General features: G+C 59.8%; 17 protein-coding genes. 14 read left to right on the top strand and 3 right to left on the bottom strand.

The annotated features are described in order from the left end of the window. Positions 1-78 precede the first annotated feature (78 nt). Positions 79-594, top strand: a complete 516-nt coding sequence (locus ACT3TP_RS06500; protein WP_444619954.1) for a MarR family winged helix-turn-helix transcriptional regulator — start codon at positions 79-81, stop codon at positions 592-594. Between the two features lie 78 nt (positions 595-672). On the opposite strand, the gene ACT3TP_RS06495 is transcribed toward ACT3TP_RS06500, so the two are convergent. Further along, the gene (locus tag ACT3TP_RS06495) at positions 673-1,161 is read right to left on the bottom strand and encodes an Lrp/AsnC family transcriptional regulator (protein WP_444619952.1); all 489 of its coding nucleotides are present in this window, start codon (positions 1,159-1,161) and stop codon (positions 673-675) included. Between the two features lie 152 nt (positions 1,162-1,313). On the opposite strand from ACT3TP_RS06495, the gene pdhA reads away from it, so the two are divergent. From pdhA to ACT3TP_RS06435, 12 genes are all read left to right on the top strand, one after another. Further along, on the top strand, positions 1,314-2,432 hold the full coding sequence (gene pdhA, locus ACT3TP_RS06490; RefSeq protein WP_444619950.1) for a pyruvate dehydrogenase (acetyl-transferring) E1 component subunit alpha: 1,119 nt from the start codon (positions 1,314-1,316) through the stop codon (positions 2,430-2,432). Continuing rightward, entirely contained in the window at positions 2,429-3,430 is a 1,002-nt protein-coding gene (locus ACT3TP_RS06485; RefSeq protein ID WP_444619948.1) for an alpha-ketoacid dehydrogenase subunit beta, read from the top strand. Before pdhA ends, ACT3TP_RS06485 begins: the two co-directional genes overlap by 4 nt. Further along, positions 3,430-4,779 carry a dihydrolipoamide acetyltransferase family protein gene (locus tag ACT3TP_RS06480; protein ID WP_444619946.1) on the top strand — a complete coding sequence of 450 codons (1,350 nt, stop codon included), beginning with the start codon at positions 3,430-3,432 and terminating at the stop codon, positions 4,777-4,779. Before ACT3TP_RS06485 ends, ACT3TP_RS06480 begins: the two co-directional genes overlap by 1 nt. A gap of 198 nt (positions 4,780-4,977) precedes the next feature. Continuing rightward, positions 4,978-6,618: a peptide ABC transporter substrate-binding protein gene (locus tag ACT3TP_RS06475; RefSeq protein ID WP_444619944.1), complete on the top strand. Its 1,641-nt coding sequence runs from the start codon at positions 4,978-4,980 to the stop codon at positions 6,616-6,618. A gap of 187 nt (positions 6,619-6,805) precedes the next feature. Continuing rightward, positions 6,806-7,732, top strand: coding sequence for an ABC transporter permease (locus ACT3TP_RS06470; protein ID WP_444619942.1), 927 nt, complete (start codon positions 6,806-6,808; stop codon positions 7,730-7,732). Continuing rightward, positions 7,725-8,738, top strand: coding sequence for an ABC transporter permease (locus tag ACT3TP_RS06465; protein ID WP_444619939.1), 1,014 nt, complete (start codon positions 7,725-7,727; stop codon positions 8,736-8,738). Before ACT3TP_RS06470 ends, ACT3TP_RS06465 begins: the two co-directional genes overlap by 8 nt. 2 nt (positions 8,739-8,740) lie before the next feature. Further along, positions 8,741-10,384, top strand: coding sequence for an ABC transporter ATP-binding protein (locus ACT3TP_RS06460; protein WP_444619937.1), 1,644 nt, complete (start codon positions 8,741-8,743; stop codon positions 10,382-10,384). Between the two features lie 434 nt (positions 10,385-10,818). Then, a complete protein-coding gene (locus ACT3TP_RS06455) occupies positions 10,819-12,621 on the top strand; it encodes an ABC transporter family substrate-binding protein (RefSeq protein ID WP_444619935.1) in 1,803 nt (600 codons plus the stop codon). Between the two features lie 165 nt (positions 12,622-12,786). Next, positions 12,787-14,304 (top strand): ABC transporter permease, encoded by a 1,518-nt coding sequence (locus tag ACT3TP_RS06450; RefSeq protein ID WP_105553713.1) that lies wholly within the window; start codon positions 12,787-12,789, stop codon positions 14,302-14,304. 50 nt (positions 14,305-14,354) lie between these two features. Next, the gene (locus tag ACT3TP_RS06445) at positions 14,355-15,410 is read left to right on the top strand and encodes an ABC transporter permease (RefSeq protein ID WP_096287326.1); all 1,056 of its coding nucleotides are present in this window, start codon (positions 14,355-14,357) and stop codon (positions 15,408-15,410) included. Continuing rightward, positions 15,407-17,083: an ABC transporter ATP-binding protein gene (locus ACT3TP_RS06440; RefSeq protein WP_105569938.1), complete on the top strand. Its 1,677-nt coding sequence runs from the start codon at positions 15,407-15,409 to the stop codon at positions 17,081-17,083. Before ACT3TP_RS06445 ends, ACT3TP_RS06440 begins: the two co-directional genes overlap by 4 nt. 41 nt (positions 17,084-17,124) lie before the next feature. Then, positions 17,125-17,313: a hypothetical protein gene (locus tag ACT3TP_RS06435; protein ID WP_096287322.1), complete on the top strand. Its 189-nt coding sequence runs from the start codon at positions 17,125-17,127 to the stop codon at positions 17,311-17,313. Between the two features lie 83 nt (positions 17,314-17,396). Here the strand turns inward: ACT3TP_RS06435 and ACT3TP_RS06430 are convergent, their stop codons facing one another. Both ACT3TP_RS06430 and ACT3TP_RS06425 read right to left on the bottom strand, forming a co-directional pair. Next, positions 17,397-17,861, bottom strand: coding sequence for a GNAT family N-acetyltransferase (locus ACT3TP_RS06430; protein WP_096287320.1), 465 nt, complete (start codon positions 17,859-17,861; stop codon positions 17,397-17,399). A gap of 71 nt (positions 17,862-17,932) precedes the next feature. Continuing rightward, positions 17,933-18,547, bottom strand: a complete 615-nt coding sequence (locus ACT3TP_RS06425) for a TetR/AcrR family transcriptional regulator (protein ID WP_096287318.1) — start codon at positions 18,545-18,547, stop codon at positions 17,933-17,935. A 220-nt stretch (positions 18,548-18,767) separates the two neighbouring features. On the opposite strand from ACT3TP_RS06425, the gene ACT3TP_RS06420 reads away from it, so the two are divergent. Then, the gene (locus ACT3TP_RS06420; RefSeq protein WP_105553710.1) at positions 18,768-19,922 is read left to right on the top strand and encodes an acyl-CoA dehydrogenase family protein; all 1,155 of its coding nucleotides are present in this window, start codon (positions 18,768-18,770) and stop codon (positions 19,920-19,922) included. Positions 19,923-19,975 lie beyond the last annotated feature (53 nt).

The following is a 19,975-nucleotide window of genomic DNA, read 5'->3' as shown; positions in this document are numbered from 1 at the left end:
ACGATTTATGATGTTTTACAGACTATATTTGCGACAGAACATCTTGGCAACCCCATTGCTTCGGATATGATGGTGATCATGAGCACCTCACGCAGCACACCTCCCGGCGCCCGCCAGCCACTTCCCGGTTTTCTTCCAGGGGACCTCGGGTGGCACCTGGGGATGATTCTGCGCGGACATCAGCTCGCGATGGCGCAGAGCGTCGCGCCAGTGCCGGGGCAGGTGCGCGGATATCAGTTGCTTTCGACCGTGGTGCATCGCGATCCTGCGAACCAGCAGGCGCTCGGCTCCCACCTGGGGATCGACCGCACGGTGCTGACTTACCTGATCGACGAGCTGGTTGAAGCGAATCTGGTGGAGCGCGTTGCCGCGCCCAGCGACCGTCGCGCGCGCAAGATCATTGCGACCGCGCAGGGTGCAAGGCTGCTCGAAGAGCTTGAGCTGAAAGTTAATGCGGCTGAACAGGAGTTGCTCGCCGGCTTGAGCGACGCGCAAAGCACGCAGCTGGCCGGGCTCATCTCCACCCTGTCGGCAACGATCCACAACGCACAGCCCGGGGCCAACCCCTGCGAAGCCGTGGATCAGCTGGGCTAGCCAGCGCGGCGCCCGGGCAAAGCCGCGGTATCTGCATTCCACCGCCACGGGTTGATTCGCGGCATATATGACCGCGGGCTACCCCCGCCTGTTTCCGTTGTCATTGGCTAGCGAAAGCTCAATGAGTTTTGCGGTGCGGTAGGGGATGAGCTCCGCCATGGACAGCGCAGAATCCGCCCGATTGACCCCCTCGATATTCAGCAGCAGCCCATGGACGCGGAAGAGCTCCTCGGCATTTGCCGCAGCGGCGCGCACCAGAATATCTGCCGAGCCGGTCAGACCGTGAGCTTCGAGTACCTCCGGAATCTCTTCCAGCTTTTTGGCAATGTCCTCTAGGTGGCGCTGGTCCACATGCAGTTCGATAAAGGACAGCAGGCCGAAACCCAAGGCGGTTGGCGGGATGCGCCGATCCACGGTGGAGAGCACCTCGGTCTCCAGCCGGTTGAGCCTGGACTGCACGGTATTCCGGCCTAGGCCCAGCGCATTTGCCAGCGCCGAAGCGGTCCGGCGAGCGCTGCTGGACAGCGATAGGAGGATACGTCGATCGGTGGCATCTAAAGGCTGCATAATGCGCACATTAGCACTCGGGCGAGGGTCAAGATAGTGCGTTTTGCTTTAAATCTTTTCTTGCCATTGTGCAACATGCGCTATGTGAGTAGCATCACAGGTAGGTGGTAATGCTGAACTAGCCGTCCACCACTGACTACGCGAGAGTAAGGATGCCGATCGTGTCCACCAAGCACATCGACGTAGCCGCAGGTTGCCTACCTACGCACCAGCTGCTCAACGTCTCCGGAGAAAGAACTCCGGGCGAAGAACTAGACCATCACCTCACCGGGCTTACCGAACAAGACCTGGCCGACTTCCTGCGCGACATGGTTGTTCTGCGTCGCCTGGACAACGAGGCCACCGCCTTGCAGCGCCAAGGCCAATTGGGCCTGTGGGCGCCATTGCTCGGCCAGGAAGCCGCGCAAATCGGCTCGGTGCGTGCCACCCGGGACGACGACTTCATTTTCCCCTCCTACCGCGAGCACGGAGTTGCCTGGGCCAGGGGAGTCAAGGCCGAAGACCTGCTCAGCGTCTGGCGCGGCGCCACCGCCAGCGGCTGGGATCCGCACGAGGTAAATATTGCTTGCCAGCAAATTGTGATTGGCTCCCAGGCACTGCATGCCGCCGGCTATGGCATGGGCATCAAGTTCGATGGCGGAGAACAGGTGGCCGTGGCCTACTTTGGGGACGGAGCCACCAGCCAGGGAGATGTGAACGAAGCGCTGGTCTTCGCCGCAAGCTACCAGGCCCCGGTGTTGTTCTTCTGCCAGAACAACCAATGGGCCATCTCGGAGCCGGTAGCGCTGCAAAGCCGCACCCAGATCGCCGACCGCGCCAGCGGATTCGGCGTGAAGACCTGGCGGGTAGACGGCAATGACGTGCTCGCGGTCTATGCGGCGACCAAGGCTGCCTTGGCGCACGCTCGCCACGGGCTGGGCCCGACCTTTATCGAAGCGGTCACCTACCGCATGGGATCCCACACCACCGCAGATGATCCCACGCGCTATCGCAAGAACGCGCAGCTCGAAGAGTGGGAGGCCAAGGATCCGATCGATCGCTTGGTCAACCACCTGGCGGTGCTCGGCGCGGACGTGCAGTCCTATCAGCAGCGTGCGCAGAACGCCGCGGACAAACTCGCTTCCGAACTGCGCGAAGCCATAACCAATATGCCGGATCCCGAACCCAGCGAGCTCTTCGAGAACGTGTACTCCGAGGACCATGGACCCAATCGCAGGGAAAAGGAAAACTACCTGCGGTACCTCGCAGATTTCCAGGACGGTGAAGCATGAGCACCTCAATGATGAAGGCGCTGAACCAGTCCTTGCGCGATGCGCTGACCGAAGATGAAAAGGTGGTGCTGCTCGGTGAGGACATCGGCACCCTGGGCGGCGTCTTCCGCATCACCGACGGGCTGAAGGCGGAATTCGGCGAGCATCGAGTGGTTGACACCCCGCTGGCCGAATCCGGAATTGTCGGCAGCGCCATTGGCTTGGCCTACCGCGGGTACCGCCCGGTGGTGGAGATCCAGTTCGACGGCTTCACCTACCCGGCCTTCGACCAGCTGGTCTCCCAGCTGGCGAAACTCCACTTCCGCTCGCGCGGGCGGGTGAAGATGCCGGTCACCGTGCGCATACCCTACGGCGGCGGCATCGGTTCACCCGAACACCACTCGGAATCACCGGAGGCGTACTTCTCGCATACCGCGGGGCTGCGGGTCTTCGCCCCTTCCAGCGTGGAAGATGCCTACGTGATGCTGCGCCAGGCGATTGACTGCGATGACCCGGTGATCTTCTTTGAACCCAAGCGCCGCTATCACGAAAAGGCGGAAGTCGAGCTGCGCGCCCCGGAGAAGACCGGCTCGCCCAAGGCCAAGGTGCTCAACGTTGGCGAGGATGTCACGGTGGTCGGCTACGGCCCCACCGTCTACACGCTGAAGGATGCGGTGCTGGCGGCCGAGGATGAGGGCATCAGCCTGGAGATCATCGACCTGCGCTGCCTGGATCCGCTGGATCTGGACACCGTGGCGGAATCGGTCAAACGCACCGGCAAGCTCGTAGTGGTCCATGAGGCAAGCCGCACCTCGGGCATCGGCGCGGAGATTTGCGCGCAGATTACCGAAACCTGCTTCGACTATCTGGAGCACGCGCCGATCAGGGTGACCGGTTTTGATATTCCCTACCCGCCTTCGAGGCTTGAGTCCCATCACCTGCCGGATCTGGACAAGGTGATGCATGCCGTGGATACGGTCATGCGCCGCAACGAGACGCACACTGGAGGTGCCAAGTGATGGCTCCGAATACTTTCAAGCTTCCCGACCTCGGTGAAGGGCTGACCGAGTCAGAGGTCTTGAACTGGAAAATCCAGGTAGGCGAACATGTCACGCTGAACCAGATCATCGCCGAGGTGGAAACCGCGAAGGCGGTCGTTGAGCTGCCCTCGCCATATGCCGGAATCGTGCAGAAACTGCATGCCTCCGCCGGTGAAGTGGTACCGGTCGGCGGGCCGCTGGTGACCTTTGGCGACGAAGCCGCGGCGCCGGATGCCGATACCCCGTCCGGTGATGACGGCGCCTCCGCGGAGGCCGGACGCACCCCGACCCTGGTTGGCTACGGTGCTCCGGCGGCGAGCGCAAACCGTCCGGCCCGGCGCGCTCGCACAGGCGCAGCGTCCAATTCGCCTGCCGTCGTTCCTGCGGCTGGTTCTTCCGCCAGCCCGATACCGGCGCAAAGCTCAGAGGCGTCCGCCGCCGGCGCTCGCCGGACGGCCACCCGCAGCACCCCGCCGGTGCGCAAGCTCGCGCGGGACCACGGGATCGAGCTTTCAACGGTGCGCGGAAGCGGTGCGGACGGCGCGGTATTGCGGGCAGACGTCGAAGCGCTGATCGAGGTACCGGACAAAACAGCAAAGCCAGCGGCCGCCTCGGTTGGCGCGGCCTCAGCAGACCGCCACGTGAAGATCAGTGCGGTGCGCCGTGCAACCGCGAAGGCGATGGTCGATTCCGCTTTCACCGCGCCGCATGCCACCGAATTCTTGACGGTGGATCTGACCGAATCCATGAAGCTTGTCGAAAAACTGCGCAAGCATCCATTGCTCAAAGACGTGAAGCTCAACATCACGACCCTGACCTCCCTGATCGCCACACGTTTACTGGGCACCTACCGCGCGCTCAATTCCCGGTGGGATGCTGCAAATGGCGAAATCATCGAGTTCGGCTCGGTGCATCTGGGCATGGCAGTTGCCAGCGAGCGTGGACTTCTGGTCCCGGTGGTCAAGGACGCCCAGGCCAAGTCCTTGCGCGAATTGGCCGAGCAGCTGACGCAGCTCATCGACCTGGGCAGAGCCGGAAAGCTAGCCCCAGCCCAGCTGAGCGGAGGCACCTTCTCGATTACCAATGTGGGTGTCTTCGGCGTCGACGCCGGCACTCCGATCCTGCCTCCGGGGCAATCCGGAATTCTTGCTCTCGGACAGGTCAAGCGCCGTCCGTGGGAGTTCGAGGATGAGGTGGCTCTGCGCCACACCTCAACCTTGGCGTTGTCCTTCGATCACCGCGTGGTTGATGGAAAGGAAGCCAGCGAGTTCCTTGCCGGTGTGGGTGCGGTACTGGAGGACCCTGGAATGATGAACATTTTTATTTGATTTTTTGGCGCTTTCATGAGTAAAAAATTGAGTCGATCGATGGATCAACTCAATTTCAAGCACTACTTTCAGAGTTATTCATTGGTTGTTTCGCAATATTTGATGTAATCTCGTTCATTACGTGCTATGGCTCACAACTTGGAGCCCATGGCGTCTGTGAATTGCAGAAGCAGCAACGATCTGTTGAGGAGAAGAAAGATGCGATACTCGCACGCATCGAAGGCACTGGCTTTGTCCGCTGCCTTGGCATTGACCCTAACCGCCTGTGGCGGAGGGACTTCGGAAGAATCCGCCGGAGGCGGATCCGAAGGGGACGCCACCAAGGTCATCACCGCTAACACCACCGAGCCGCAAAACGGCCTGTTGCCAGCCAACACCAACGAAGTTGGCGGCGGCCGTGTCATGGACCTGATCTTTACCGGTTTGGTCAGCTACGACTCCAAGGGCAAGCCCGTCAACGAAATCGCTGAGTCGATCGAGACCGAGGATTCCCAGAACTACACCATCAAGCTCGCTCCGGGGCACACCTTCTCCGATGGTTCCCCAGTGACCGCTGCTTCGTTCGTGGATGCTTGGAACTTCGGTGCCGCAGCCAAGAACGCACAGCTGAACTCGTACTTCTTCGAGTCCATCAAGGGCTATGACGAGGTCAGCGCCGAGGGTGCCACGAGCGAGGAGATGGAAGGTCTGAAGGTTGTCGATGACAACACCTTCACCGTCGAGCTCAGCCAGCCGGAATCTGACTTCCCGCTGCGCCTTGGCTACACCGCCTTCATGCCGCTTCCCGAAGCAGCATTTGAAGACCCGCAGGCCTACGGCCAGATGCCGGTCAGCAATGGACCATACAAGCTGACCGAATGGAACCACGACGTCAACCTGAAGCTTGAGGTCAACGAGTCCTACGAGGGCCCACGCAAGGCAGCCAACGGCGGTGTTGACTTCAAGGTCTACCAGTCGACCGAGTCCGCTTACCAGGATATTCTCGCGGGCAATCTGGACGTGCTGGACCAGATTCCACCATCGGCGCTGGCTAATTACCAGGACGAGCTGGGCGACCGTTCGATCAACGCTCCCTACGCCGGCAACGCAACCATCACCATCTCGGGCTACCTGGATCACTTCAAGGAGGGCGAAGAGGGCAACCTGCGCCGTGCAGCGATCTCGCGCTCCATTGATCGCGAGCAGATCATCGAGAAGGTGTACTTCGGCGGCAAGGTCAAGGCCGAAGAATTCACCGCTCCGGTGCTCGATGGCTACACCGCCGAGATTCCAGGCTCCGAGGTTCTCGACTTCGATGCCGATGAGGCCACGAAGCTGTGGGACGAAGCCAACGCCATCGAAGCGTGGGGTGACTCCGAGGAGTTCTCCATCGGTTACAACGTTGACGGTGCCGGTAACAAGGAGTTTGTTGAAGCCGTAGCCAACCAGGTGAAGAACACCTTGGGTATCAACGCAGTGGCCAAGCCATACACCTCCTTCAAGGCTTTGCGTGAAGACGTAGGCAAGAAGACGATGACCGGCGCCCACCGTTCGGGCTGGCAAGCTGACTATCCATCGATGTACAACTTCCTCGGTGCGCTGTACGGCACCGGTGCAGGTTCCAACGACGGAGACTACTCGAACAAGGAATTCGACGACAAGCTCAAGGACGGACTCGCCGCAACGGATCCGGCCGAAGGCGCCAAGATCTTCAACGAATCCCAGGAGATCCTCTTCAAGGATCTGCCAGCTATCCCACTGTGGTACCAGGCAGTGCAGGGTGGGTGGAGCGAGAATGTCGACAACGTGGAGTTCGGCTGGAACGGTGTTCCAATCTACAACGCCATCACCGGCAAATAGGTTCGCTAGCTAAGCTGCCTGCTCAGGTGGGCTTCAGCTGAAAAACGTCTCAGGGAGACCCTGCACCATTCGGGTCTCCCTTTGGCGTGTCAGTCCTGCCTCTCCAAATGAACGTCTGGCGATCGCCGACGGAAAGAGGAAATAAAATGGCCCAGCGCCTTGCGACGTCTCGAGGTGAGACGCGCTCATGTTAAGTTTTACGTTTAAACGATTTCTGCAGCTGATTCCCGTATTCTTCGGTGCCACCTTGCTCGTTTACTTCCTGGTTTTCGCTACCCCAGGCGACCCGATTACCGCGCTCTCCGGCGGCAAGCCGATGAGCCCGGCGGTGGAAGCCTCCCTGCGGGCCCAGTACAACCTCGACCAGCCATTCTGGATTCAGTACGGCTTGTACCTGAAGAATCTGGTCACCTTGGACCTGGGCATGTCCTTCTCCGGACAGGAAGTGCGTGACCTGCTAGTTCGCGCATTCCCGGTGACTGCGCGACTGGCAGTCATGGCGCTGGCCATCGAAGCCGTCTTCGGCATTCTCTTCGGCGTCATCGCCGGTATGCGCAAGGGCAAGTGGTTTGACTCAACGGTGCTGTTCGCATCGCTGATTGTGATCGCAGTTCCTACCTTCGTGCTCGGCTTCGTGCTGCAGTACGTAGTCGGCGTTGAGCTTGGCTGGGCCAAGCCAACGGTTTCCGGCGGTGCTACGTGGGGCGAATTGATTCTTCCCGCCACAGTGCTTGGCCTGGTTTCTCTAGCCTATGTATTGCGACTGACCCGTACCTCGATCATCGAGAACAAGCAGGCCGATTACGTACGCACCGCTACCGCCAAGGGCTTGAGCCGTGGACGTGTAGTCAACGTGCACATCCTGCGCAACTCACTGATCCCGGTAGTCACCTTCCTCGGCGCCGACCTGGGTTCGCTCATGGGTGGCGCGATCGTCACCGAAGGCATCTTCAACGTTCCCGGCGTAGGCAGCCTGTTATTCTCGGCTATCCGCAAGGGTGAGATCCCGACGGTAGTGGCCGTGGTAGGCGTGCTCGTGGTCGTCTTCGTGCTCGCCAACCTCATTGTTGACATGCTTTACGCTCTGCTTGACCCAAGGATCCGATATGCCTGAGAACCAGAATTCTAATCCTGAGGCCGGATTGCCCATCGGCAAAAACCGTGCCGGCAAGATCTCCAAATACCATATTCCGCACTTCGTTGCACCGCTGGATGAAACCCCTTTGCAGGGAGTCGACGCGGTCAAGGAAACCGGAAAGCCGCTGTCCATGTGGGGCGAGGCTTGGCGTTCGCTGCGCAAACGCCCGCTGTTCATTGTTTCGGTTATTCTGATCGTATCGGTGCTCGTCGTAGCGGCTTTCCCGAGCTTGTTCAGCAGCACCGATCCGACCTATTGCGCGTTGGAGAACTCCAATGAAGGTTCCCGTGCTGGGCATCCGATGGGCTTCAACTTCCAGGGCTGCGATGTGTATGCCCGAGTCATCCATGGCACGCGCGCCTCGCTCATGGTTGGAGTGTTCACCACGCTCTTCGTCGTGATTCTCGGCGGTGCCATTGGCGCGCTGGCCGGCTTCTACGGCGGTTGGCTGGATATCATCTTGGCTCGCCTGGGTGATATTTTCTTCGCACTGCCGCTGATTCTCGGTGCGATCATCGTGATGCAGCTTCCCGCCTTCCGGGAAAACCGCAGCGTGTGGACCGTCATTATCACGCTCTCCATCTTCGGCTGGCCACAGGTCGCCCGCATCACCCGCGGCGCGGTCCTGGAAGCTCGAAATGCCGACTTCGTCAAGGCCTCCCGGGCCTTGGGGCTCTCAAGGTTCAACTCATTGGTACGGCACGTCATCCCGAACGCCATGGCACCGGTGATCGTCGTGGCAACCGTGAACCTCGGTATCTACATCGTTGCCGAATCCACGCTGTCCTTCCTTGGGCTGGGGCTCCCGCCAGATGTGATGAGCTGGGGCAACGATATTGCCGCGGCGCAGAACCAATTGCGAAATAATCCGATGATGCTGATGTGGCCTGCATTGTTCTTGTCCCTCACGGTATTGAGCTTCATCATGCTCGGCGATGCAGTGCGTGATGCACTGGATCCAAAGACCCGAAAGGGGAACTAGCTATGGTGCAGAACGCAGATCCAAAGCCCCTGCTGGAAATCAAAGACCTGGCCATCACCTTCAGCACTCCCGATGGCCCGGTCAACGCGGTGCGCAACGCAAACCTGACGGTGATGCCGGGGGAGACCGTAGCCATCGTGGGTGAGTCCGGATCGGGCAAGTCCACGACCGCTTTGGCCGCCATCGGCTTGCTGCCGGGCAATGGCGAAGTCTCCGCCGGCCAGATTCTCTTTGACGGTGAAGATATCTCCAAGGCCAGCGAAAAGCGTTTCGTCGAGTTGCGTGGCAACCACATCGGCATGGTCCCGCAGGACCCGATGAGTAACCTGAATCCGGTCTGGAAGATCGGTTTCCAGGTGAAGGAAACCCTGAAGGCCAATGGGCTGGCGGGGAGCAATCCGAAGCAGCGTGTTGCCCAGGTATTGTCAGATGCCGGTCTTCCGGATGCTGCAACCCGGGCGAATCAGTACCCGCACGAGTTCTCCGGCGGCATGCGCCAGCGCGCGCTGATCGCTATCGGTTTGGCCTGCCGTCCGCGGCTGCTCATTGCCGATGAACCAACCAGCGCGCTGGATGTCACCGTTCAGCAGCAGATCCTGGATCACCTGGACACCATGACCAGCGAACTGGGCACGGCGGTCTTGCTGATCACCCACGATCTGGGTCTGGCCGCCGAGCGTGCCGAGAAGGTCATCGTGATGTACAAGGGGCAGGTCGTCGAATCCGGCCCGGCCCTGGAATTGCTGCGCAATCCGCAGCACCCGTACACCAAGCGGCTGATCAATTCGGCGCCGTCGCTGGCCGCCCAGCGTGGTGACAAGCACGAGCTGGCGGTAGACCAAGTCGTGGCGCAGAAGACGGAGCCGCTGCTGAAGATTTCGAACCTGACCAAGGTATTCGACATCCGCAGGGGCTTCGGGCGCAAGGACAAGTTCACCGCAGTGGACAAGGTCTCCTTCGAGATCCCGAAGGGCACGACCACCGCGGTGGTGGGCGAATCCGGTTCGGGCAAGTCAACCATCGCGCAGATGGTGCTCAACCTGCTGGATGCAACCTCCGGTGACATCGTCTTTGACGGGCAGGCCATCGGCAAACTCAGCGAGCGCGAACTGTTCAAGTACCGCCGCCGCGTGCAACCGATCTTCCAGGACCCCTATGGTTCCTTGGACCCGATGTATTCCATTTTCCGCACCATCGAGGAGCCGCTGCGCATCCACGGTATTGGAAATCAGGCCTCCCGGGAGAAGAAGGTCAAGGAACTGCTGGACCAGGTTTCCATGCCGGCTTCGACGATGCACCGATTCCCGAATGAACTTTCCGGCGGTCAGCGCCAGCGTATTGCGATCGCACGTGCGCTGGCCCTGAAACCGGAAATGATCGTCTGCGACGAGGCTGTGTCGGCGCTGGACGTGCTGGTGCAGGCTCAGGTACTGGAGCTGCTGGACGAACTGCAGCGCGAGCTAGGACTCACCTACCTGTTCATCACCCACGACCTGGCGGTAGTGCGCGAGATCGCAGATAACGTGTGCGTGATGGAGCACGGACAGATGGTTGAGCAGGGGACGGTGGATGAAATCTTCGAGAACGCGAAGAGCGACTACACCCGCAATCTGCTGTCGGCGATCCCGGGTGCAAGCCTGATCTAGGCGCTTTCAACGGCCTATTTCCCGTCCATTTCAGGGCAGTGACTTCTTCTTGAAGTCACTGCCCTGAGTTCGTTAAAAATGACTTATTCAAGAAATGTTTCAGTTTTTGAGGATGTGAAATAAATGTTGCAAAAACGTTATAAATGAGTTTGCCCACCGGCGCGACGAAGCGCGTCATCTGATTGAAAAAACCCAATGTGAAAGAAATCCTTGAAATCTCGGGGATGTGAGCCGGATCTCTAAACTGATCGGTAACAAGGCGATTGTAACCAGATTGTTTCCCGGGGCCACTTGGCAGATGTGAAACGCATCTTTCTATATCCAAGATGGCAAAATCCGGTTAGTCTATTTCTCAATGGTTCCATCAGGTGATGTGTTCCACACTGAGCTTCACGGTTCAGAACTCGTATCGTTCAAATTCTCAAGGAGGCGGAATGCGATTCCAACGTGTTTCGAAGGCAGTAGCAGTAGGCGCAGCGATGGCTCTGGCGCTGTCCGCATGCGCACCGGGCGGCGGCGACCCAGCGGCATCCGAGTCGGGGGCCGCCGGCGGCGACGGGTCGGCAGAAGTTACCAACAGCGGCCTCGCGGATCTGGGGGATGTCACGACCAAGGACGGCGCCATCAACGTGTCGATCGGTGCTCCGGAGTTCCTCAGCTACAACGGCTTCACCCCGAACACCTACTCGACCTATAACTCCGGGATCGTCGACCGCATGTTCGCAGGCTTCTCGTACTTCGGTACCGATGGAACCCTGTACCCAAATGAAGATCTCGGCTCCTACGAGAAGGTCAGCGATGATCCGCTGACGATCAAGTACACCATCAACGAGAACGCCACCTGGTCCGACGGAACGCCAATCACCGTCGCCGACTCGGTGCTCGCCTGGGGCGTGCAGAACCTGAACCTGAACGAAGGCGGCGACAAAGAGAAGGCATTGTTCAACTCGGTCTCCGTCGACTTGGGCGACACCGTGCCAAAGGGCCCGCAGGGCGATGTTGCAGGCAAGGAATTCACCGTTGAATTCGCCGCACCCGATCCGGACTGGGCCTTGCAGTCCTGGATGCTCCACCCAGCACACGTGGTAGCCAAGGAAGCCGGCATGAGCACCGAAGAGCTGGCCAATGCCATTCTCGCCGGTGAATCCGACAAGCTGAAGGAGGCCGCCGAGTTCTGGAACGAAGGTTGGGTGACTAATCCGGGCACCCTGCCGGACGAAGCGATCAGTCCCGTTTCCGGACCGTACAAGCTCGGTTCCTGGAAGGCCGGCGAATCGGTCACCCTGGTCGCCAACGAGGAGTACTACGGAACTCCAGCGGCAACCAAGGAACTGACCTTCCGCTTCGTTGAAGATGCTGCCATGGTGCAGGCCCTGCAGAATAAGGACCTCGACGTCATCAACCCGCAGCCAACGGTTGATACACTTTCCCAGCTTGAGGCCTTGGGCGATCAGATCAACATCCAGAAGGGTGACACGCTGACCTGGGAGCACCTGGACTTCAACTTCACCGAGGGCAACGCGTTCACCAACTTGGAATTGCGCAAGGCCTTCGCCATGTGCGTCCCTCGCCAGAACATCGTTGACAACCTGATCAAGCCGCTGAACCCAGAGGCTATTGTCATGAACGCCCGCGAGGTCTTCCCGTTCCAGGACAACTATGAAGACGTCGTCTCGGCTTCCTATGACGGACGCTACGATGAGGTCGATATCGAAGGCGCGAAGAAGATCCTGGAAGAGCAGGACGCAGTGGGCACCAAGGTGCGCATCGGCTACTCCGCTCCGAACGAGCGCCGTACCAACCAGGTCGCAGCCATCAAATCCTCCTGTGATGAGGCTGGATTCGAGATCGAGGATGACGGCGATGCGAAGTTCTTCGCACCGGGCGGCGCCCAGGATCGCGGCGACTACGAGGTAGCACTGTTCGCTTGGGCGGGTTCCGGCCAGATTTCTTCGGGTCAGAACATCTACGCAACCGGCAAGCCGCAGAACTTCGGCAAGTACTCCAACGAACAGGTAGACGCCGAGTGGGAGACCCTGGCCACTTCGCTGGATCCGGCCGTGCACCAGGAGCAGGTCAAGAAGATCGAGAAGCTCTTGTGGGATGACCTCTACGGCATTCCAGTCTTTGCCCACCCAGGCCTGAGTGCCTCGGGCTCAGATATCCAAAATGTCCGCCACACCGCGACCCAGGACCAGATCGTCTGGAACGCAAATCAGTGGGTACGTGCAGAGTAACTGCCGGTAGGCACAGAACTCAGACACCGTGAGTGAACGACTGCGGGGCCCGATAGATCGTCGGGCCCCGCAGTGTGTCCACCACATCCCCACAACGGTTCAGAATCGCCACCACCCTGGGCGCCGCGAATCGTTCGGTGACAACGAAAGTAGGACATAGACGCCGTGTTGAAATTCATCGCCAAGCGACTTGGATCGGCCCTCGCAGTGCTGTTTGCAGCCTCGCTGCTGCTGTATATCCTCGTCATTAACTCCGGTGATCCGCTCAAGGATCTGCGCGAAAGCAACGCCGATAATCGCGAGTATCTGATGGCCCAACGCATCGAGTACATGGAGCTGGACCAGCCCTGGTACCTGCGCTACTGGGACTGGCTGACCGGCGTTTCAAAGTGCTTTGTCGGCCAGTGCGACCTAGGACGGAATATCAACGGCGTGGAGGTCTCCGGATTGCTGGCAAATGCCGCATCCTCGACCCTGCGACTGGTGCTGATCGCCACCCTGATCGCAGCGATCTTGGGTATCGCCATCGGTGTGCTCACCGCGGTGCGCCAATACTCGGGTCTGGACTACACCGTCACCTTCCTGACCTTCCTCTTCTTCTCCCTTCCGGTGTTCTGGGCAGCGGTGCTGCTCAAGGAATACCTCGCTATCGGATTCAACGACTGGATCGCGGCACCGGATATCTCCTTGGGAACCTCAATACTTGTCGGTATGATCCTAGGGCTGATCCTGCAGACGTTCCTCGCCGGATCGCTCAAGCGCCGCATGCTGACCTTCGCGGTGGTCACCGTCTTCGTGCCGCTGGCCATGCAGTATTCGCTGTGGCTGAACTTCTACCGCTACCCGCAAATGGGACCGGCATTCATCGTGGTGCTCACCGCGCTCGTCGCCCTCTCGGCCACCGCGATGAGCACGGGACTGAAGGAAAAGCGAGTGCTGTATCCGGCGCTGATCACCGTGGCGCTCGTGCTGATCGCCTACTACGCGACCTTCTACCTGATGGCCGAACCGAACACCTGGATCCTGCTGGGCGGCTTAATCCTCGCGGTGCTGTTGCCCGCGCTGGTCGGACGTTTCATGGGCGGGAGGCTGCGCAAGGTCGCCGCCAGCGTCGCGATGGCCACCGGCTTTGTCGGAGCCGCACTGACCGTGGTCGATCACCTGTTCCGTGCTTGGCCAGGCTTCCTGGACAACAAGGGACGCCCGATCTCCACCATCGGCTCCTCTACGGCGAACTTCGAGGGCGGCTACTGGGACCACTTCCTGGACAATGGCACCCAGCTGCTGCTGCCCACCATTTTGCTGGCAATCATCTCGCTGGCAAGCTACTCGCGCTACACCCGTTCGTCGATGCTCGAAGTTCAGCAGCAAGACTACATTCGCACCGCCCGCTCCAAGGGCCTGAGCGAACGCACGGTGATTTTCCGCCACGCATTCCGCAACGCCATGATCCCCATCGCTACCATCGCAGCCTTCGACTTCGCCGGGCTGATCGGTGGCGCGGTGATTACCGAGCGGGTGTTCGGTTGGAAAGGCATGGGCGAAATGTTCGCCACCGGTCTGGACCGGGTGGATGCCAACCCGGTGATGGCCTTCTTCCTGGTCACCGGCACCGCAGCAATTCTCTTCAACCTGATGGCAGACATTGTTTACGCCCTGCTCGACCCGCGCATTCGCGTCTAGGCGGCCATGACAATTCACACCAATCGTGTCTGGGACATTAAGGACAAGCGATGAGTAACACCAACGACAAACTGCCAGAGAACGTCACCTCCCTTGCAGAACTGGAGGATGCGAAGCTTGCCCGCCAGGCCGAAGATTCAAAAAGCCAGGGGCGCATCGTTATTGGGCGCTTCCTCAAGCACAAGCTCGCCATGACCTCCAGCATCATTCTGGTCTTCATTACCGTGATGGCCTTCAGCTCGGTGGGCTGGGGAGTATTTCCGGGCTGGTGGGATAAGTCCTACCTCAACGCCGGTAGCGTGATCGATGGCGGCAAGCCAACCTTGAGCTTGGTCCCCACGTGGCTCGGCGGCGAAGGAATCCGCTGGGGGGAGAACCCCTTCGGGCAGGACTCCATCGGTAAGGACTACTTCGCGCTGGTGATGACCGGAACCCAAAAATCGATCATCATCGGAGTGGTCGTCGGCGTGGTATCCACCTTCCTCGGAGCGGTCATCGGCGCGATCGCCGGATACTTCCGCGGCTGGGTCGATGAGGTTTTGATGCGCATTACCGACCTGTTCATCGTGATCCCGCTGCTGGTGCTGGCCGCAGTGCTTGGCCAGCTTGCCGGCGCGACCTCCGGCTCGATCATCACCTTGGCCCTCGTCTTGGGCTTGGTGACCTGGACCGGTCTAGCCCGACTGGTCCGCGGTGAGATCCTCAGCTTGCGCGAACGCGAATACGTGGCGGCGGCCCAGGCCATGGGCTCAAAAACCTCACGGGTCATTTTCAAGCACCTGCTGCCTAACACCATCGGGGTGATCGTGGTCAACGCGACCTTCGCCATTGCCGGCGCGATCCTGCTCGAATCCGCCCTGTCGTATCTGGGCTTCGGCGTACAACCGCCGGAATCCTCGCTGGGCCTGCTGATCAGCCAGTACCAGAATGCGTTTACCTCACGTCCGTGGTTGTTCTGGTGGCCGGGCATGATCATCGTCGCCATCGCGCTGAGCGTCAACTTCCTCGGCGATGGTCTGCGAGATGCCTTCGATCCACGCCACACCGGCAAGCGCCGCCGCCGGGCAGGGCTCTTTGCCCTGCCTACCCGTAAGGAGAAGCCATGAGCACCGAAGCAACAGAAGACTATGCACTGAGCTTCAATGACCTGAAGGTCACCTTCGAAACCGCCGGACCCGACGTCCACGCCGTCAAGGGGCTATCCCTGGCGGTGCGCCCGGGCGAAGTCGTGGCGCTGGTCGGTGAATCGGGGTCCGGGAAGTCCGTGACCTCCACCGCGGCCATGGGCCTGCTGCCGGAGAACGCCCAGGTCACCGGCGTCGCCAAGATAGGCAATGTCAACGTGGTAGGACTGGAGGCAGGCAAGATGCGTAAAATGCGTGCCACCGACATTGCCATGGTCTTCCAAGAACCCATGACGGCGCTGAACCCGGTGCTGACCATCGAACGCCAGCTGACCGAAGCGCTCGAGCTGCACGACGTGGCCTATGGCAAGGAAGCCACCGACCGCGCCATCGAGCTGCTGACCATGGTGGGCATCCCAGATCCCGCCAAACGCATTAGGCAGTATCCACACCAATTTTCCGGTGGCCAACGCCAGCGCATCGTGATCGCCATGGCGATCTCCTGCGAACCGAAGGTGATCATTGCCGATGAGCCGACCACCGCACTGGACGTGACCGTGCAGGCCGAAATCCTGGACCTGCTCCGGGAACTCAAAGACCGGCTGAATACGGGAATTCTGCTCATCACCCACAATATGGGTGTCGTGGCAGATATGGCCGATCAGGTCGCGGTGATGTTCCAAGGAAACCTGGTGGAGACCGGGGATGTAAAGCAGGTGCTGCTGCACCCGCAACACGAATACACCCAACGCCTATTGTCTTCCGTGCCGCGCCTTTCGCGAGTGAGCGTAGAAGAGCCCGCGCCGCGCAGCGAACCGATCGCGCAGGCCGACCGCGAGCTGGTCTTGGAAGCCAAGGACCTGATACTGGAATACGACATGCGCGGCACCGTCTTCCGGGCGGTGGAAAACGTCAGCTTCGACGTCGCAAAGGGCGAGGTGCTCGGCATCGTGGGCGAATCCGGTTCGGGCAAATCGACCATCGCCAAGGCGGTGCTCGGCCTGCTGCCGGTGGCCTCCGGAACGCTGTCGGTCAAGGGCCATAATCTGCCCAAGCTCTCACCACGCCAGGCGCGCCAGGTGCGCAAGCAGATCGGGGTGATCTTCCAGGACCCGGCCGCTTCGCTTAATCCGCGATTCCCCATTGGCGATTGCATTACCGAGCCCATGGTGGTGCATAAGGTCGGCAGCAAGACCGAGCGGATCAAGCGTGCGCAGGAACTGCTGGATGCGGTGAAGCTGCCGCGAAATGTCATCAACCGCTACCCGCACGAGCTTTCCGGCGGCCAGCGCCAGCGTATCTGCATTGCCCGCGCCCTTACCTTGAATCCGGAGTTGTTGATCGCCGACGAGCCGACCAGCGCGCTGGACGTCTCGGTGCAGGCGCTGGTGTTGGAGATGCTCCAGGAGTTGCAGCGCGATTTCAACTTCGCTTGCCTATTCGTCAGCCATGATTTGGCGGTTGTCGATATGCTCGCCGATTCGGTTGTGGTGATGCAAAACGGCAAGTCGGTGGAGCAGGGGCGCGTAGATACCGTGCTGCATGCACCGACCCACGACTACACGCGCAGGTTGCTGGCCGCCGCTCCGGTGCCGGATCCGATCGAGCAGGCGGTGCGTCGTGAGGCGTGGCGGACCTTGAATTCCACGAAGTAGTCCGCGGGAACCGGGCCGGGCAAGGAAGCGGGGCGCAAGCCATGGATCTGGTATCGATCCTGATTATGTCCGCCGTCATCGCCCTCTGCGCGCTGCCGTTCATCGTTGGGGCCTATCGCAGCCTGGATCGCAAGGCTACTGACTTTGACCATAGCGATGAGCAGACGGCCAAGGCGTTGCGGGATGCAAGAAAAGATATTGATCGAGGCAAGGGCTATTACGGGCCTTGAAACCCCGATAGATCAGCATTAAACAGCCAACCGCAGTTCACACGTCGTCGGGTGAACTGCGGTTAGCTGTATTTAAGCGACTGTTAGTCGTCGAGCTGGAGAACGATCTCGGTGACAACCGCGGCACGGGCGTTCGAGAAGATCTGCTCGGTGCCTACCTGCTTGAAGCCGCGACGTTCTAGGACCTTGAGCGAACCTAGATTGTCCTGCACCACGTGTGCGGTCAGCGGACGCTTAGTGAACTCGGCCAGGAACGCGTCCACAGCGCTGGTGGTGATTCCCTTGCCCCAGAACTTGGTGGAGGTCCAGAAATTGATCTCGGGCTTCGAACCGTCAAAGACCAAAATGGAGCCGGCAACGTCGCCTTCGTGCTCGATAGTGCGAACCAGTACCGACTCATCGTTGAGGATTGAGCTCCAGTGATGATCGAATACGGCCCGGTCCGAAGGGTTGCGGGCCTGATAGGCCGCCATCAGGTTCGCCTCGGGTTCCTGCTGGTGAGCAAAGAAGGCGTCCAAGTCGGAAGGGCGGACTTCACGTAGTTGCACGGTAAAGGCCTTTCTTTCGTGAGGTGGTACGCGCCCGATTGAACGCGCCCAGAATAAGTGGGACTTAGTTTCTAGACTACCGGGGATGTGAGAGCCGCGAGTGCCATATTGGAGAGCAACGGCTTTAACCCGGATTTCTTGGTGCGTGGTGAGTGCGCCGAGTGTGCGGTGGAGTTCAACAGGCCAAAGACCGCGTGTGCCCTAAAGCGGTGCGACTGCGGGCTTCCGGTGGGATGCATTTGGGCCAGCTGCTCGGTCCACAACGCAATGTAATTATTCTGAAGTTTTCGGACTAAGGCGAGTTCGGCCTTCGGGAGCGACTTCAAGTCGCGGTCCTGAACCTGAAGGATGTCTGGTCGAGAGAGGGAGAAATCGGTATGGAAGTCAACCAGTCGGGACAACACCTCCAACGGCTTGCCGCCACTCTCTGCGGCCTTCAGACCGCCGGCGTAGATGTCCTTAGACATATCTACCAGCAAAGCGATGAGGAGCGCCTGTTTGCCGGCAAAATGCCGGTACACGGCAGGCCCCGAGATGCCGCAGGCGGCTCCCAGATCTTCTAGGGAAACACCGGCGTAACCGTGCAACGCAAAGAGCCGTGTCGCTTCGCGCAATAGCGCATCACGGCGTTCGGCCTTGGCACGCTCGCGTTCGGTTGGCTCAGTGAGCGATTGATATCTGCTCAATGCATTTACTCCTTCGAAAACCCCGTCCAACTATGGACAACTATGAAGTACGCCACTAGTGTCAAAATGTAGCTGGACATACACAGTTAATAGAAATTAACCATACGCGCCGGACGGTCAGCTTCCAAGATATGGCCTCCGCGTCCAACATGGCCCGCCATCGATCATTGCGTCAAAAACGCAAGGACGGTGTGGACAACCTCGAAAGAAGAGAGTGCCCGTGATTGATCTCGAACTCGACGAACTGTACCAAGACCTGGTCGACGTCGTCCGTGAATTTGCCCAGCAAGTCGTCGCGCCGGTCAGCGCTAAACACGATGCGGAGCACAGCTTCCCCTATGAAGTTGTTGCGCAAATGGGGGAGTTGGGCCTGTTTGGATTGCCGATCTCCGAGGAATACGGCGGATCTGGCGGCGACTACTTCGCTCTGGCCCTCGCGCTGGAAGAACTTGGTCGAGTCGACCAGTCGGTAGCCATTACCTTGGAGGCAGGTGTCTCACTCGGGGCGATGCCGATCTTCCGTTTCGGAAATGAGGAACAAAAACAGCGTTGGCTGCCAGATCTCGCCGCCGGCAAGAACCTCGCAGGATTCGGACTGACCGAGCCCGGTGCCGGATCTGACGCATCGGCCACGAGAACCAAAGCAAAGCTCGAAAATGGCCAGTGGGTTGTCGACGGTTCCAAAGAATTCATCACGAACTCGGGAACAGACATCACTTCGCTTGTCACGGTCACCGCGGTGACCGGAGTCAACGAGGCCACCGGCAAAAAAGAAATCTCCACGATTATCGTTCCATCGGGTACCGAAGGATTCACCGCGGAACCGGCTTACAACAAGGTCGGCTGGCATGCCAGCGATACCCACCCACTGAGCTTCAACGGTGCCCGAGTCCCCGAAGAGAATCTCCTCGGCGAACGCGGACGCGGATATGCCTATTTCTTGGAGATCCTTGACGAGGGTCGTATCGCCATCGCGGCTCTTGCGACCGGCGCCGCCCAAGGCTGTCTGGATGAGGCGGTAACCTATGCGAAGAACCGACAGAGCTTTGGCTCTTCAATCGGCAAGAACCAGGGAATCTCATTCATGATTGCGCGCATGGCTTCGCGCGTCCACACCGCGCGCCTTGCCTATTACGCGGCCGCGGCCAAAATGCTTGCCGGGAAAGACTTCAAGATCGAAGCAGCCCACGCCAAGCTCGTCGCCAGTGAGGCGGCCATGGACAACGCCCGGGACGCCACCCAGATTTTTGGTGGCTACGGATTTATCAACGAATCATTGGTGGCTCGCCACTATCGGGATTCAAAGATCCTGGAAATCGGTGAAGGCACTACGCAGGTTCAGCTGATGCTGATCGCCCGCAGCCTCGGGCTGTAAAGGCTCAATCCCTAATGAGCCGGGCCGGCGCGCTGCTGAGCTTCAGACTTGCT

The organism is Glutamicibacter sp. AOP38-B1-38 (assembly GCF_052377485.1).
Classification (GTDB): Bacteria; Actinomycetota; Actinomycetes; order Actinomycetales; family Micrococcaceae; genus Glutamicibacter.
Note: the sequence above shows the minus strand (reverse complement) of the source record. Positions and strands in the feature narration are given on the sequence as shown.

Excerpts from the sequence above, each read along its gene's own strand:
- ACT3TP_RS06465 (WP_444619939.1), top strand. The coding sequence starts at position 7,725 with ATGCCTGAGAACCAGAATTCTAATCCTGAGGCCGGATTGCCCATCGGC.
- ACT3TP_RS06470 (WP_444619942.1), top strand. The coding sequence starts at position 6,806 with ATGTTAAGTTTTACGTTTAAACGATTTCTGCAGCTGATTCCCGTATTC.
- ACT3TP_RS06455 (WP_444619935.1), top strand. The coding sequence starts at position 10,819 with ATGCGATTCCAACGTGTTTCGAAGGCAGTAGCAGTAGGCGCAGCGATG.
- ACT3TP_RS06440 (WP_105569938.1), top strand. The coding sequence starts at position 15,407 with ATGAGCACCGAAGCAACAGAAGACTATGCACTGAGCTTCAATGACCTG.
- ACT3TP_RS06475 (WP_444619944.1), top strand. The coding sequence starts at position 4,978 with ATGCGATACTCGCACGCATCGAAGGCACTGGCTTTGTCCGCTGCCTTG.
- ACT3TP_RS06485 (WP_444619948.1), top strand. The coding sequence starts at position 2,429 with ATGAGCACCTCAATGATGAAGGCGCTGAACCAGTCCTTGCGCGATGCG.
- ACT3TP_RS06495 (WP_444619952.1), bottom strand. The coding sequence starts at position 1,161 with ATGCAGCCTTTAGATGCCACCGATCGACGTATCCTCCTATCGCTGTCC.
- pdhA (WP_444619950.1), top strand. The coding sequence starts at position 1,314 with ATGCCGATCGTGTCCACCAAGCACATCGACGTAGCCGCAGGTTGCCTA.
- ACT3TP_RS06435 (WP_096287322.1), top strand. The coding sequence starts at position 17,125 with ATGGATCTGGTATCGATCCTGATTATGTCCGCCGTCATCGCCCTCTGC.
- ACT3TP_RS06500 (WP_444619954.1), top strand. The coding sequence starts at position 79 with ATGAGCACCTCACGCAGCACACCTCCCGGCGCCCGCCAGCCACTTCCC.
- ACT3TP_RS06480 (WP_444619946.1), top strand. The coding sequence starts at position 3,430 with ATGGCTCCGAATACTTTCAAGCTTCCCGACCTCGGTGAAGGGCTGACC.
- ACT3TP_RS06460 (WP_444619937.1), top strand. The coding sequence starts at position 8,741 with ATGGTGCAGAACGCAGATCCAAAGCCCCTGCTGGAAATCAAAGACCTG.
- ACT3TP_RS06445 (WP_096287326.1), top strand. The coding sequence starts at position 14,355 with ATGAGTAACACCAACGACAAACTGCCAGAGAACGTCACCTCCCTTGCA.